The organism is Mycolicibacterium hippocampi (genome assembly GCF_010723735.1).
In the GTDB taxonomy this organism is placed as follows: domain Bacteria; phylum Actinomycetota; class Actinomycetes; order Mycobacteriales; family Mycobacteriaceae; genus Mycobacterium; species Mycobacterium hippocampi.
This window is the reverse complement of sequence record NZ_BLLB01000002.1, coordinates 24,509-37,723: the sequence shown is the minus strand read 5'-3', so window position 1 is coordinate 37,723 and position 13,215 is coordinate 24,509. Positions and strand designations below refer to the sequence as shown.

Sequence of the window (13,215 nt, the reverse complement as noted above, 5' to 3'; positions counted from 1 at the left end):
GGATCGCAGGTGTTAGGTACCAAGCCCGCCGCTCGCAAGACCACCGTGAATCCGACCGGCCAGTCCATTGTGCATGGCGCAGAGGCTGAGGCGCGTATTGCGTGGGTTTCGCAAGCCCGGTGTCGCCAGGCCGACCCGGACGAACTTTTCGTCCGCGGCGCTGCCCAGCGAAAAGCCGCCGTGATCTGCCGGCATTGCCCCGTCATCGCCGAATGCGGTGCCGACGCCCTGGACAACCGGGTGGAGTTCGGGGTGTGGGGCGGCATGACCGAGCGCCAGCGCCGCGCCCTGCTCAAGCAGCACCCCGAAGTGGTGTCCTGGGCCGAGTTCTTTGCTGCGCAGCGCAAGCACCGCAGCGCGGGCTGATCCGGCCCGCACCTCCTCAGGCGGCGGGGAGCTCGCCGGTGATCTGATCGGCGATGGCCCGCAGGGCCTCCAGATCGGATACGTCGAACGGCAGTGACGGCACTCCTACGATCGCCACGTGCGGGTTCGCGCCGGTGAATCTGGACAGCAGCCGGATTTCCCGCTTGGCCGTGGACGCTCGGGCTGCATGGATACGCAAGGCCGCCACGGTCAACGCGTCAGAACCTGCCTTCTCCAACTCGTCTGCCGCCTCGGCGGCTTTGTCGGCGTGCAGGTTGCACAGCGTGGGATGCGTGCGGTTGAGGACCAACCCCGCCAGCGGCATGTGCTCGGTGGAGAGCCGGTCGACAAAAAACGACGCCTCGCGCAATGCGTCGGGCTCGGCGGCCGAAACCACGACGAACTGGGTGCCGCGCCGCTTGAGCAGTTCATAGGTGCGGTCCGCCTTCTCCCGGAAGCCGCCGAACGTCGCGTCCAGTGACTGCACGAAGCCCGCCGCGTCGGAGAGCATCTGCGATCCCAGGATCGTCGACATCCCCTTCATCGCCAGACCGACCGCGCCGGTCACCAGACGGCCGATGCCGCGGCCGGGCGCCAGGAGCAGACGCCACAACCTGCTGTCCATGAAGCTGCCCAACCGCTTCGGTGCGTCCAGGAAATCGAGCGCGTTGCGCGACGGCGGGGTGTCGACCACGATCAGGTCCCATTTGTCTTCTGCCAGAAGCTGACCCAGCTTCTCCATGGCCATGTATTCCTGTGTGCCGGCAAGCGACGTCGCGACCGTCTGATAGAACTGGTTGTCCAGAATGGCGTCCGCAGCCCCGGATCCGGAGTACTGGACCACCATCTCGTCGAAGGTGCGGCGCATGTCGAGCATCATCGCGTGCAGCTCACCGGGCACCTCGGGCGCCAGCGGCACCCGTTGCGGGTTGTTCCCCAGATCCTTGATCCCCAGCGCCTGGGCGAGCCGTTTGGCGGGGTCGATGGTCAGCACGACGACGGTGCGGCCGTACTCGGCCGCGCGCAACGCCATCGCGGCGGCGGTCGTGGTCTTGCCGACGCCACCCGCGCCGCAGCACACGACCACCCGGTTGGACCTGTCGAGCAGGATCGAGGCCATGTCCAGGGTCGGCGGGGTGGTGCTCATGGGTTTCCTCCGCTCACCGGACGCCCTGCTGGGCGAGTGCTTCTGCCAGTTCGTACAGACTTCCCAGGTCGACACCGTCGGGTAGCGAGGGAAGTTCCAGCCGCGCCACGTCGATCTCGACGAGCTCTTCGGAACTCTCGGTGCGCGCCGCGATCCGGGTCGCGTGCTGGATGGTCTCGGTGAGCAGCCCGGCGAAGTCCTGGTCGGACAGCGTGATCCCGGCCTTCTGCAGCCCGGCCCGCACCGCGTCGGCGTCGATGTCGCCCTCGGCGGCCTTGGCCAGGTCGTCGGGCGGCAGATACGCCGGGATGTTGCGGTTGACGATCACGCTGCCGATGGGCAGCTGCATCTGCCGCAGTTCCTCGATCGCCTCGATCGTCTCCTGGATCGGCAGTGCCTCCAGCAGGGTCACCAGATGGATGGCCGTCAGGTCGGAATGCAGGAGCTTGACCACGCCCTCGGCCTGCGAATGCACCGGGCCGCCCTTGGCCAGATCCGACACCGCCTTGGTGACATCGAGGAACCGGGCGATGCGCCCCGTCGGTGGGGCGTCGACGACGACGGCGTCGTAGACGCTCTGCTTGGCCTTCGCGTCGCCCTTGGTGCGGGTCACGATCTCCTTGACCTTGCCGGTGAGCAGCACATCGCGCAGACCCGGCGCGATCGTCGTCGCGAACTCCACGGCGCCGATCCGGCGCATCGCCCGCCCGGCCAGACCCAGGTTGTAGAACATGTCGAGGTACTCCAGAAACGCCGCCTCGGTGTCGATCGCCAGCGCGTTGACCTGGCCGCCACCCTCAGCCGTGGCGATCTTGACCTCTTCGTAGGGCAGCGGCGGTACGTCGAAGAGCTGCGCGATGCCCTGGCGTCCTTCGACTTCCACCAGAAGAACCCGGCGGCCACCGGACGCCAGCGCCAGTGCCAGCGAGGCGGCGATCGTCGACTTGCCGGTGCCGCCTTTGCCCGTGACGAAGTGCAGGCGTGCCTCGGTCAGGCGAGCCGGCCAGCCGACGGGCTTGGGACCAGCCGTTGTCCCGGTTGTTGTGGTAGCCACCACTGCATGCTAGCCACAGGGGGTGCGGCGCCGGATAAGCTCGGGCGCATGAGCGAACCGACCCGCTGGGAGTACTCGACCGTGCCCCTGCTGACACACGCCACCAAACAGATCCTCGACCAGTGGGGCGAGGACGGCTGGGAGTTGGTGTCGGTGCTGCCCGGCCCCACCGGCGAGCAGCACGTCGCCTACCTCAAGCGGCCCAAGTGACCTCCTGGTCGGCCCGGATGGCAGATCAGGGCATCGAGCTCCCACAGGTCGTCGCACCGGTGGCGGCCTACGTGCCCGCGGTCCGCACCGGGAACCTCGTCTACACCTCGGGGCAGCTGCCAATGACGTCCGGGCAGCTGCCGATGACCGGCAAGGTCGGGGCCGAGGTGTCCGCAGAGCAGGCAAAAAGCCTGGCCCGCCAGTGCGCACTGAACGCGTTGGCCGCCGTCGACTCGCTGGTCGGCGTCGACGCGGTGGTGCGGGTCGTGAAGGTCGTCGGGTTCGTCGCCTCGGCTCCCGGTTTCGGCGGGCAGCCCGGCGTCATCAACGGCGCCTCGGAGCTGTTCGGTGAGGTTTTCGGGGACGCGGGCGCGCACGCCCGGTCCGCGGTGGGGGTTTCTGAGTTGCCGCTCGATTCCCCCGTCGAGGTCGAGGTCGTCGTAGAGGTGGCGTGAGCTCGTCGGAGCATCCCGCCTACGGCCTGCTACGGCCGGTGACCGACAACGCGTCGGTGCTGCTGTGCGACAACCCGGGGTTGATGACGCTCGAGGGCACCAACACCTGGGTGCTGCGCGGGTCGGGCAGCGACGAGATGGTGGTGGTGGATCCCGGACCCGATGGCTCCGGCGCTGCTGATGAGCACATCGAGCGGCTCGCCGCCCTCGGACCGATTCCGCTGGTGCTGATCAGTCACCGTCACACCGACCACACCGGCGGAATCGACCGGATCGTCGATCTCACCGGCGCCGTCGTGCGGTCGGTGGGCAGCGGTTTCCTGCGAGGCCTGGGCGGTCCGCTCACCGACGGTGAGGTGATCGACGCAGCGGGCCTGCGGATCACCGTGATGGCCACACCCGGCCACACCGCCGACTCGGTGTGCTTCCTCGTCGACGACGCTGCAGTGTTGACCGCGGACACCATCCTGGGCCGCGGCACCTCGGTGATCGATCACGAGGACGGTGACCTGGGCGACTATCTGGAGTCGCTGCACCGGCTGCGCGGGCTGGGACACCGCACCGTGTTGCCCGGGCACGGCCCTGAACTCGACGACATGGTCGCCGTCAGCGACAGCTACCTCGCGCACCGTGAGGAGCGACTCGATCAGGTCCGAGCTGCGCTGCGGACTCTCGGCGAGGACGCCGGCAGCCGTGCCGTGGTGGAGCACGTGTACACCGACGTCGACGAAAAGCTCTGGGACGCAGCCCAATGGAGCGTTCAAGCACAGCTGAACTACCTGCGCCGCTGAACCCGCCGGAACTGTATTCCAGCAGGGGTGCTCTCGCACTTTTGCTGCCGGAATACCGTTCCGGCGGAAAAGTTACCTCGCTCGGCGCTGGATTCTCGCTCGGTGCTGGATTCTCGCTCGTTACCTCGCTCGGCGAGCCAGCCGCTCGGAGTCGGAGATCAGCACGCTCTTACCCTCCAGGCGGATCCAGCCGCGGTGGGCGAAATCAGCGAGCGCCTTGTTGACCGTCTCGCGGGACGCCCCGACCAGCTGGGCGATCTCTTCCTGGGTCAGGTCGTGGGTCACCCGCAGCGCCCCGCCCTCCTGCGTGCCGAACCGCTGAGCGAGCTGCAGCAGCTGCTTGGCCACCCGGCCGGGCACGTCGGTGAAGATCAGGTCGGCGAGGTTGTTGTTGGTGCGGCGCAGGCGACGTGCCAGCACCCGCAGCAGCTGCTCGGCGATCTCGGGCCGGTCGGCGATCCACGCGCGCAAGGCCTCGCGGTCCATCGACACGGCGCGCACCTCGGTGATCGTGGTGGCGCTCGATGTGCGGGGCCCCGGATCGAAGATCGACAGCTCGCCGAACATGTCGGACGGGCCCATGATCGTCAGCAGGTTCTCCCGGCCGTCCGGTGAGCGACGGCCGATCTTCACCTTCCCGGAGATGATGATGTACAGCCGGTCCCCGGGCTCACCCTCGGCGAACACCGTGTGTCCGCGCGGGAAGTCGACTGGCTGTAGCTGCTTGGTCAGCGCGGAAACGGCGCTGGGTTCCACCCCCTGGAAGATTCCGGCCCTGGCCAGGATCTCGTCCACGTTGCCCCTCTTAAGCTGTTCGGTGATCAGAAATACGCATGCCGACCTCGAGTGCGGATCGTGGGATCAGTCTAGAGGTAGGCCCTGCCGACGGTGTCGGCAATTGAGCCTTCAGCGTGACCAGCCCACGCTACACAGGATTGGCATGTCGGGTCTGCTGAAACTCAGGATTGGCGGCGTGCTCGAAGTACTGACGCGTCGGCAAACCCGGGGCCTGGTTGTGGACGGCGAGTCCGCCCGTCGCCGAATCCCGCTCGTCGAGGTGGCGGTGCAGGCCGTGCAGGGCGCGGTCCATGCCGTCGCGTGCGAGCGTGTCCACATCGCTGGCCTCGGCTTGGTCGAGAAACGCGGCCACGTCTGACGGCGAGAGGACGTCGCGGTGCAGGCTCGACTCGAGACGCTCGAGACCAAGGGTTGCCAGCATCAGCAACCCTGGAATCAGCGCAACGAGCAACCAGGACACAAGGGTGAAGTAAACACGGCCAATGTCTCGGCAGGATCACGAACAGTCGTCGGTAAAGACTGATCCGATCCTCGGCGCGTCGCACCGTCTCAGTAGGCTGGTCAGGTGACTGTGGGTGAGACGCCGGCGCGCGGAGCGGACGGTGAAGCGCCGGTGCGGCGCGCGGCGGCCCGCAAGTCGGCCGGCAAGTGGGACGAGGAGACCCGGCTGGGTCTGGTTCGGCGTGCCCGCCGGATGAACCGCACTCTGGCCCAGGCCTTTCCGCACGTGTACTGCGAGCTGGACTTCACCAACCCGCTCGAGCTCACGGTGGCCACCATCCTGTCTGCGCAGAGCACCGACAAGCGGGTCAACCTGACCACGCCGGCGTTGTTCGCGAAGTACCGGACCGCCCTCGACTACGCGCGCGCCGACCGGACCGAGCTCGAGGAGTTGGTCCGGCCCACCGGGTTCTTCCGGAACAAGGCCAACGCGCTCATCAGGCTGGGCCAGGAGCTGACGGAGCGCTTCGACGGTGAGGTACCTGCGACCCTCGAGGAACTGGTCACCCTTCCCGGCGTGGGCCGCAAGACCGCCAACGTCATCCTCGGCAATGCGTTCGGGGTTCCGGGCATCACCGTCGACACCCACTTCGGCAGGCTGGTGCGCCGGTGGCGGTGGACGGCCCTGGAGGATCCGGTCAAGGTCGAGCACGCTGTCGGCGAGCTCATCGAGCGCAGTGAGTGGACCCTCCTCAGCCACCGGGTGATCTTCCACGGCCGCCGTGTCTGCCATGCCCGCAAGCCGGCCTGCGGGGTCTGCGTGCTAGCCAAGGACTGTCCGTCGTTCGGCATCGGTCCCACCGATCCGCTGACGGCCGCGGCCCTGGTCAAAGGTCCCGAGACCGAGCACCTCCTCGCGCTGGCCGGGCTCTAGGCACCCCGTTGTACCGATGAGTTTGTACCGATGAGCACCTCTGTCCGGTGGAGCATCGTCGCGCTGGTGGTGGTCATCGCGCTCAGCGTGGCGCTGTGGTCGGAGCTCGACGCCGGAAACGACGGTGGCGAGCAGGCCTCTTCGTCGCAGGACACCGTCTCTGCCCGGGACCGCCGCGACGCCGACACCCCCGAGGCGCTCGCGGGTCCGCGCGCCCGGGCCGATCTCGAACCCTGCCCCGCACCCGGACCGACCCAGGGGCCAGAGGCGCTTCGCGGCCTCGTGCTCGAGTGCGCGGGCGACGGCTCGCGGGTCGACGTCGCCGCCGCCGTCGCCGGCCGCCCCACCGTCCTCAATCTCTGGGCGTACTGGTGCGGTCCGTGCGCCGACGAGTTGCCCGCGATGGCCGAGTACGCCCGGCGCGTGGGGCCCGACGTGCTGGTCCTGACCGTGCACCAGGACGAAAACGAGAGTGCGGCGTTGCTGCGGCTCGCCGAACTGGGTGTGCACCTGCCGACCCTTCAGGACGGACGCCGCAGCGTCGCCGCGGCGCTGCAGGTGCCCAACGTCATGCCGGCAACGGTGATCCTGCGGCCTGACGGTAGCGTTGCCGAGATTCTGCCTCGGTCGTTCGCGACTGTCGACGAAATCGCCGAAGCGGTCGATCCGAAGCTGGGAGTGGCAGAGATGGCGGGAACGGGGCGGTGAGCTGGGAAAACCGGGCCGGCGAGCTGAATCCCGACGCGGCCCCGCAGTGGTTGACACCGCTGGTGACGCGGCCTGACGCGGTGAAGGACGCCTACCGCCGCCGCGTGCCCGCCGAGGTGCTGGCGGCGATCACTGCAGCCAACACCACCGCCGCCAGGACCCGCTCCCGCCGCGACGCCGCGGTGTTGGTGTTGTTCTCCGGCCCGGTCGACGGCGAACCCGGGCTCCTTCCCGACGACGCCGACCTGCTCGTCACGGTGCGTGCCTCGACGCTGCGCCATCACGCCGGACAGGCCGCGTTCCCCGGCGGTGCGGCTGATCCGGAGGACGACGGCCCGGTCCACACCGCCCTCCGCGAGGCCACCGAGGAGACCGGCATCGACGCCGGCCGGCTGCGTCCGCTGGCTACCCTCGAGCGGATGTTCATCCCGCCGTCGGGTTTCCACGTGGTGCCGGTGCTCGCGTACTCGCCCGACCCCGGACCGGTCGCGGTTGTCGACCGCGCCGAGACCGCCGTGGTCGCGCGGGTCCCGGTCCGGGCGTTCGTCAACCCGGAGAACCGGATCATGGTGTACCGCAGCGAGAACACCCGCCGCACGGCCGGTCCGGCGTTCCTGCTCAACGAGATGCTGGTGTGGGGGTTCACCGGGCAGGTGATCTCCGCGCTGCTCGACGTCGCGGGCTGGGCGGCGCCGTGGGACACCGACAACGTGCGCGAACTCGACGAGGCAATGGCGCTTCTGGGCGTCGCGGGCAGCTACGGTGAAGCCTGACCATGACATCGTCACAGTGGCTGGACATCGCCATCCTCGCCGTCGCGCTCGTCGCTGCCATCTCCGGCTGGCGTTCCGGGGCGCCGGGTTCCCTGCTGGCCCTGGTCGGCGTCGTGCTCGGCGCGGTGGCGGGGGTGCTGCTCGCGCCACACGTCGTCAGCCACATCACCGGCCCGCGCACCCAGTTGTTCGTGACCCTGTTCCTGATCCTGGCGCTGGTGGTGATCGGGGAGATCGCCGGCGTGGTGCTCGGCCGGGCGGTGCGCGGCGCGATCCGCAGCCCCACCCTACGCATCTTCGACTCCGTCGTCGGGGTCGCCGTGCAGCTGGTTCTGGTCCTGACCGCCGCATGGCTGCTCGGCACCGCGCTGACGTCGTCGCCGCAGCCCAATCTGGCCGCGGCCGTCCGTGATTCGAGGGTGATCGCCGAGGTCGACGCCGTCGCGCCGAACTGGCTCAGGTCGGTGCCCAACCGGCTCTCGGCGCTGTGGGACAACGCCGGACTCCACGATGTGCTCAAACCGTTCGGGCCGACAGACGTCGCTGCCGTCGACGCGCCCGACGCGTCGCTGGCCGAGTCCGCTGTGGTCGGTGCGACGCGGCCGAGCGTGGTCAAGGTGCAGGGAGTGGCACAGAGTTGCCAGAAGGTGCTCGAGGGTAGCGGCTTCGTGGTCGCTCCGAACCGGGTGATGTCCAACGCCCACGTGGTCGCGGGATCGGAGAGCGTCACCGTCGAGATCGACGGGCAGACCTACGAGGCTGGCGTGGTCTCCTACGATCCCGACGCCGACATCTCGATCCTCGACGTGCCGGACCTGCCGTCCGCGCCGCTGCAGTTCGCGGAGGGCGAGGCTCCTCCGGGCACCGACGGCATCGTGATGGGGTATCCCGGTGGCGGGGATTTCCTCGCGACGCCGTCGCGCGTCCGGGAGGTCATCGAGCTCAACGGCCCCGACATCTATCGCACCACAACCGTCAACCGCGAGGTGTACACCATCAGGGGAACTGTGCGCCAAGGTAATTCGGGCGGCCCCATGATCAACCGCAGCGGCAAGGTCCTCGGCGTGGTGTTCGGCGCGGCGGTCGACGACGTCGACACCGGGTTCGTGCTCACCGCCGACGAAGTGGCGCGGCAGATGGCCAGGGTGGGCAATGTCGACCGGGTGCCCACCGGAACCTGCATCAGTTAGCGGAGTACACCTGCGCCAGAAAGCGCGACAGGTGTTCGTTGACCGTCTCGGGCGCCTCTTCGTGCCCGAAATGCCCGGCGCCGTCCAGTGTTACGTACCGTCCGTGTGGAGCGTACCGCTGTGTCCGGTGTACCGGATCGGCCAGCACGTACGGGTCGGCATCGCCGCGCAGATGCAGCACCGGAACCGGTAGCGGACGCTTCATCGTCCGGAGGAACCGGCGTCCCTCGCTGCGCAGTTGGCTTCGCACCGCCCAGCGTTGGTACTCCAGCGCCGAGTGCGCTGCCGACGGGATCCCGATGGCGCGCCGCAGGTGGCCGATGGTCTCCGAGAAGTCTTCGCTTGCTTGCCATTTTGCGCTGGACCGGCTGCGCACCAGCCGCTCCAGTTCGGCGCCGTCGTGGCGTGTCAGCGCGCGTTCGGGCCACACCGGCACCTGGTAGCGCAGCATCCACGGCAGCAGCGCGGCGCCCTGATCGCGACGGGTCAGCGCCGAGGTCCGCAACGCGGCCGGGTGAGGGGAGCTCACCACCGCGATGGCGTGCACCGCCCTGGGATGTAGAACGGCGGTGGCCCAGCAGACCAGTCCGCCGTCGGCATGCCCGACGAGCGTGGCGGACTTGTGCCCCAGTGCGCGCACCAGACCTGCGGTGTCTCCGGCCAGGGTCCAGCCGTCGTAGCCCCGCGGTGGTTTGTCGCTGCCTCCGTAACCGCGCAGGTCGACGGCCACTACCCGGGCCCCGGTCAGGCCTTTGAGTTGGTGCCGCCAGGACCACCAGAACGACCCGAAACCGTGCAACAGGATGACCAGCGGCCGATCGGTGAGGGCCGTCGACCCGTCCTCGGTGTCCGGCCGCCGTTCTGCCTCGACGACGTGGAACCGAATCCCGTTGGCGTGCACGTCCAGATGACGCCACGGCCCGGCGATGCGCACCACCGACGGACCGGGTCGGACCATTACCAGCCCGACGGGTCGGCGGTCGACGCCTGCTTGCCGTCTCGAGACGCGACCGCTTTCGCGGCCTTGTCAGGGCCCGGGTTCAGTGCCTCGGGGATCTCCTTGACCGACTCGATCGTCTGCTGCGGTCCACGGATCCGGCGCACCTTCAGATAGCCGACCAGGGCCAGCACCGCGGTCACCACCACCATGATGCCGAACACGATCAGGAAGGCGGCCCAGCGCCACAGCCAGCTGTCCAGCAACTCGGCGACAAAAAAGAAGAAGAAGAACGTCGAGTAGAACAGCACCACCAGCGCCAGGATGAAGAAGACGCTGCCGGTCAACCCCTTCTTGACGTCGCGGGTGATCTCGGCCTTGGCCAACTCCACCTCGGCACGCACCAGGGTCGACACCTGGGAGGTGGCGTCCTTGACCAGATCACCGATCGACGGGTCGGGCTTGGCCGCGTGCGGGTCCACCAGAGGTATCGAGGTCACGGTGGTCGGCACGCCGTTCTTGCGGTCGCTCACGGAAGCTTCCTTCCCGCATCTGCTGTCAGGTCGCGGTTCAAGTATCGGGATCAATGGCGGGACCAATATTGCCACGTGGCGTGGCGCTAAACGATTCCGACCGGAGATAGACTGCCTGGGTTCCTTCAGGGACGGGGTCGGGCACGTCGATTGGGGAGTGATTCTTGAGGACCAGCGGCCTGACGCTGACAGTCTCTGCTGTGATCGTGGCGCTGGGCGCCATGCTCACGGCCGGGATCGTCGCCCCCGCCCATGCCGACTCGCCGGTGACGCTCGGGGGCGGCTCCGGGCTCGTCGTCAACGGCGAGACGTTGTGCACCCTGACCACGATCGGAACCGACAATCGCGGCAGCCTGATCGGGTTCACCTCGGCGCACTGCGGCGGACCGGGCGCGGTGGTGGCCGCCGAAGGGGACGAGAGCGCGGGCGTCGTCGGCACGATGGTCGCAGGCAACGACGGCCTGGACTACGCGGTGATCGAGTTCGACCGGGCCAAGGTCATCCCGACCAGTTCGGTCAACGGGTTCCGCATCGACGGGCTCGGGCCGGATCCCGCGTTCGGCGACGTGGCCTGCAAGCTCGGCCGCACCACCGGCTATTCGTGTGGGGTCACCTGGGGGCCGGGTGAGGAGCCCGGCACGATCGTCAACCAGGTCTGCGGGCAGCCCGGCGACTCCGGGGCGCCGGTCACAGTCGACAACAGGCTCGTCGGCATGATTCACGGGGCGTTCTCCGAGGAGCTGCCGACCTGCGTGATCAAGTTCATCCCGCTGCACACCCCGGCGGTCACGATGTCGTTCAACACCCAACTCGCCGACATCACCGCCAAAGGACGGCCGGGCAGCGGTTTTGTGCCGGTGGGGGCGGCCTGAGGCTACTTGCTCTCCCTGATCGCCTCGAACACGCTGGGATCGACCAGTGTCGAGGTGTCGCCGAGCTCGCGGCCTTCGGCCACGTCACGCAACAACCGGCGCATGATCTTGCCGCTTCGGGTCTTGGGCAACTCCGGCACCACGTGGATCTCGCGGGGCTTGGCGATCGGAGAGATCTCCTTGGCCACCTCGGAACGCAGTTCGTCCACCATCTGTTCGTGTGACATCTCGGCGTGGTGGGACTTGAGGATGACGAAGGCGCAGATCGCCTGACCGGTGTGCTCGTCGGTGGCGCCGACGACGGCCGCCTCGGCCACCCCGGAGTGTCCGACGAGCGCAGACTCCACCTCGGCAGTGGAGATCCGGTGGCCGGAGATGTTCATCACGTCGTCGATGCGGCCCAGCACCCAGATCTCGCCGTCGCTGCCGTACCGGGCGCCGTCACCCGCGAAGTACCAGCCCTGCTCGGCGAACCGCGACCAGTAGGTCTCCTTGAACCGCTCCGGATCGCCCCAGATGCCGCGCAGCATCGCCGGCCACGGCTTGTCGAGCACCAGGTAGCCGGTGACGTGTTCGCCGTGGTCGGGGCTGGGCTCGAGATCCTTGCCGTCGTCGTCGACGATCTTGGCGGAGATCCCGGGCAGCGGGCGCATCGCCGATCCCGGCTTGCAGTCGGTCACCCCGGGCAGCGGTGAGATCATCGCCGCCCCGGTCTCGGTCTGCCACCAGGTGTCCACGACCGGCGTCTTGTCGCTGCCGAACACCAGGCGGTACCACCGCCATGCCTCGGGGTTGATCGGCTCACCCACCGAGCCCAGCAACCGGACGCTTGACAGATCGTGTTCGAAGGCGAGCTCGCGGCCCCACTTCATGAACGTGCGCACCACCGTGGGAGCGGTGTAATAGATTGTCACACCGTACTTTTCGATGACCTGGAAGTGGCGGTGCTCGTCGGGTGAGGCCGGTGTGCCCTCGTAGACGACCTGCGTGACACCGTTGGCCAGCGGTCCGTACACGATGTAGGTGTGTCCGGTGACCCAGCCGATGTCGGCGGTGCACCAGTACACGTCGGAGTCCGGTTTGACGTCGAAGACGTTGTAGACGGTGTACGCCGCCTGCGTCAGATACCCGCCCGAGGTGTGCATGATGCCCTTGGGCTTGCCGGTGGTTCCCGAGGTGTACAGCAGGAACAGCGGATGCTCGGAGTCGAACGCCTCCGGCTCGTGGTCGGTGGAGGCCTTCGGGACGGTCTCGTCCCACCACAGGTCGCGGCCCTCGGTCCACGGCACGTCGATTCCGGTGCGGCGCACCACCAGTACGTGCTCGACGGGACTGTTGTCACCGAGGCCCTCGATCGCCTCGTCGACCCCGGCCTTCAGCGAAGCCGCCTTGCCGCGGCGGAACTGACCGTCGCTGGTGATCACCAGCTTGGCCTCGGCGTCCTCGATCCGGGCCTTCAGCGCCGAGGCGGAGAATCCGGCGAACACCACCGAATGCATCGCGCCCAGGCGCGCGCAGGCCAGCATCGCGATGATGGCCTCGGGCACCATCGGCATGTAGATGGCGACCCGGTCACCGGATCGCAAGCCGAGTTCGGCGAGCGTGTTGGCCGCTTGGCACACTTCGTCTTTGAGCTGGGAGTAGGTGATGTCGCGAGCGTCGCCGACCGGTTCACCCTCCCAGTGGATCGCGACTCGGTCACCGTTGCCGGCCTCGACATGACGGTCGACGCAGTTGTAGGCGACGTTGAGCTTGCCGCCGACGAACCATTTCGCGAAGGGCGCCTCGGACCAGTCGAGCACTTCGTCGAACGGGGTGTCCCAGCTCAGCTTGTTGGCCTGGTCGGCCCAGAATGCCAACCGGTCGGCCTCCGCCGCGTCGTACAACGCCGCTGTCGCGTTGGCGTTCTCGGCGAACTCGGGGGCCGGGGGGTACGAAGACTGGACTTCGGCGTGCGTCTCGGTCATGACTGTGAGGGTAGTCACCGAAGGTTGCATCAGCGTTGG

16 protein-coding genes are annotated in these 13,215 nt (G+C 68.2%); 9 read left to right on the top strand and 7 right to left on the bottom strand.

Annotated elements, in window-relative coordinates:
* The first annotated feature begins 9 nt into the window (after positions 1 to 9).
* Positions 10 to 366 carry a WhiB family transcriptional regulator gene (locus G6N53_RS01065; protein WP_163886504.1) on the top strand — a complete coding sequence of 119 codons (357 nt, stop codon included), beginning with the start codon at positions 10 to 12 and terminating at the stop codon, positions 364 to 366.
* A 16-nt stretch (positions 367 to 382) separates the two neighbouring features.
* Here G6N53_RS01065 and bagB read toward each other — a convergent pair whose 3' ends face one another.
* The gene (bagB, locus tag G6N53_RS01060) at positions 383 to 1,513 is read right to left on the bottom strand and encodes an ATPase BagB (RefSeq protein WP_163886503.1); all 1,131 of its coding nucleotides are present in this window, start codon (positions 1,511 to 1,513) and stop codon (positions 383 to 385) included.
* Positions 1,514 to 1,526: 13 nt separating this feature from the next.
* The gene (bagA, locus tag G6N53_RS01055) at positions 1,527 to 2,567 is read right to left on the bottom strand and encodes an ATPase BagA (protein WP_163886502.1); all 1,041 of its coding nucleotides are present in this window, start codon (positions 2,565 to 2,567) and stop codon (positions 1,527 to 1,529) included.
* Positions 2,568 to 2,615: 48 nt separating this feature from the next.
* Here bagA and sp36 point away from each other — a divergent pair, with 48 nt between their 5' ends.
* The 3 genes from sp36 to G6N53_RS01040 are packed head-to-tail and all read left to right on the top strand — an operon-like array spanning position 2,616 to position 4,023.
* On the top strand, positions 2,616 to 2,777 hold the full coding sequence (gene sp36, locus G6N53_RS01050; protein WP_159228721.1) for a Sp36 family protein: 162 nt from the start codon (positions 2,616 to 2,618) through the stop codon (positions 2,775 to 2,777).
* Positions 2,778 to 2,794: 17 nt separating this feature from the next.
* Positions 2,795 to 3,232: a RidA family protein gene (locus G6N53_RS01045; RefSeq protein ID WP_163895268.1), complete on the top strand. Its 438-nt coding sequence runs from the start codon at positions 2,795 to 2,797 to the stop codon at positions 3,230 to 3,232.
* Positions 3,229 to 4,023, top strand: coding sequence for an MBL fold metallo-hydrolase (locus tag G6N53_RS01040; RefSeq protein WP_163886501.1), 795 nt, complete (start codon positions 3,229 to 3,231; stop codon positions 4,021 to 4,023). The genes G6N53_RS01045 and G6N53_RS01040 overlap by 4 nt, the downstream gene beginning before the upstream one ends.
* A 120-nt stretch (positions 4,024 to 4,143) precedes the next feature.
* Here G6N53_RS01040 and crp read toward each other — a convergent pair whose 3' ends face one another.
* Both crp and G6N53_RS01030 read right to left on the bottom strand, forming a co-directional pair.
* Positions 4,144 to 4,818, bottom strand: a complete 675-nt coding sequence (gene crp, locus G6N53_RS01035; protein ID WP_003931718.1) for a cAMP-activated global transcriptional regulator CRP — start codon at positions 4,816 to 4,818, stop codon at positions 4,144 to 4,146.
* A 130-nt stretch (positions 4,819 to 4,948) separates the two neighbouring features.
* The gene (locus tag G6N53_RS01030) at positions 4,949 to 5,242 is read right to left on the bottom strand and encodes a hypothetical protein (RefSeq protein WP_237166307.1); all 294 of its coding nucleotides are present in this window, start codon (positions 5,240 to 5,242) and stop codon (positions 4,949 to 4,951) included.
* A gap of 144 nt (positions 5,243 to 5,386) precedes the next feature.
* On the opposite strand from G6N53_RS01030, the gene nth reads away from it, so the two are divergent.
* From nth to marP, 4 genes are read left to right on the top strand one after another with little or no spacing between them, the layout of a single operon-like run.
* The gene (gene nth, locus G6N53_RS01025; protein WP_371870782.1) at positions 5,387 to 6,196 is read left to right on the top strand and encodes an endonuclease III; all 810 of its coding nucleotides are present in this window, start codon (positions 5,387 to 5,389) and stop codon (positions 6,194 to 6,196) included.
* Positions 6,197 to 6,226: 30 nt separating this feature from the next.
* Entirely contained in the window at positions 6,227 to 6,904 is a 678-nt protein-coding gene (locus G6N53_RS01020) for a TlpA family protein disulfide reductase (RefSeq protein ID WP_163886499.1), read from the top strand.
* A complete protein-coding gene (locus tag G6N53_RS01015; protein ID WP_163886498.1) occupies positions 6,901 to 7,677 on the top strand; it encodes an NUDIX hydrolase in 777 nt (258 codons plus the stop codon). Before G6N53_RS01020 ends, G6N53_RS01015 begins: the two co-directional genes overlap by 4 nt.
* Before the next feature lie 2 nt (positions 7,678 to 7,679).
* Positions 7,680 to 8,867, top strand: coding sequence for an acid resistance serine protease MarP (marP, locus tag G6N53_RS01010; protein WP_163886497.1), 1,188 nt, complete (start codon positions 7,680 to 7,682; stop codon positions 8,865 to 8,867).
* Here the strand turns inward: marP and G6N53_RS01005 are convergent.
* Both G6N53_RS01005 and G6N53_RS01000 read right to left on the bottom strand, forming a co-directional pair.
* The gene (locus G6N53_RS01005; protein ID WP_163886496.1) at positions 8,860 to 9,825 is read right to left on the bottom strand and encodes an alpha/beta fold hydrolase; all 966 of its coding nucleotides are present in this window, start codon (positions 9,823 to 9,825) and stop codon (positions 8,860 to 8,862) included. The two genes, marP and G6N53_RS01005, sit on opposite strands and share 8 nt — an antisense overlap.
* Positions 9,825 to 10,337, bottom strand: a complete 513-nt coding sequence (locus G6N53_RS01000) for a phage holin family protein (RefSeq protein ID WP_163886495.1) — start codon at positions 10,335 to 10,337, stop codon at positions 9,825 to 9,827. Before G6N53_RS01000 ends, G6N53_RS01005 begins: the two co-directional genes overlap by 1 nt.
* A 164-nt stretch (positions 10,338 to 10,501) precedes the next feature.
* Here G6N53_RS01000 and G6N53_RS00995 point away from each other — a divergent pair, with 164 nt between their 5' ends.
* Entirely contained in the window at positions 10,502 to 11,209 is a 708-nt protein-coding gene (locus G6N53_RS00995; protein ID WP_371870781.1) for a chymotrypsin family serine protease, read from the top strand.
* A gap of 2 nt (positions 11,210 to 11,211) precedes the next feature.
* Here G6N53_RS00995 and acs read toward each other — a convergent pair whose 3' ends face one another.
* Positions 11,212 to 13,176, bottom strand: a complete 1,965-nt coding sequence (gene acs, locus G6N53_RS00990; protein ID WP_163886494.1) for an acetate--CoA ligase — start codon at positions 13,174 to 13,176, stop codon at positions 11,212 to 11,214.
* Between the last annotated feature and the right edge of the window lie 39 nt (positions 13,177 to 13,215).

What these genes read in the sequence shown, in the direction of transcription:
- bagB (WP_163886503.1), bottom strand. Translation starts at nt 1,513, where the DNA reads ATGAGCACCACCCCGCCGACCCTGGACATGGCCTCGATCCTGCTCGAC.
- sp36 (WP_159228721.1), top strand. Translation starts at nt 2,616, where the DNA reads ATGAGCGAACCGACCCGCTGGGAGTACTCGACCGTGCCCCTGCTGACA.
- G6N53_RS01045 (WP_163895268.1), top strand. Translation starts at nt 2,795, where the DNA reads ATGGCAGATCAGGGCATCGAGCTCCCACAGGTCGTCGCACCGGTGGCG.
- G6N53_RS01030 (WP_237166307.1), bottom strand. Translation starts at nt 5,242, where the DNA reads ATGCTGGCAACCCTTGGTCTCGAGCGTCTCGAGTCGAGCCTGCACCGC.
- G6N53_RS01020 (WP_163886499.1), top strand. Translation starts at nt 6,227, where the DNA reads ATGAGCACCTCTGTCCGGTGGAGCATCGTCGCGCTGGTGGTGGTCATC.
- marP (WP_163886497.1), top strand. Translation starts at nt 7,680, where the DNA reads ATGACATCGTCACAGTGGCTGGACATCGCCATCCTCGCCGTCGCGCTC.
- G6N53_RS01005 (WP_163886496.1), bottom strand. Translation starts at nt 9,825, where the DNA reads ATGGTCCGACCCGGTCCGTCGGTGGTGCGCATCGCCGGGCCGTGGCGT.
- acs (WP_163886494.1), bottom strand. Translation starts at nt 13,176, where the DNA reads ATGACCGAGACGCACGCCGAAGTCCAGTCTTCGTACCCCCCGGCCCCC.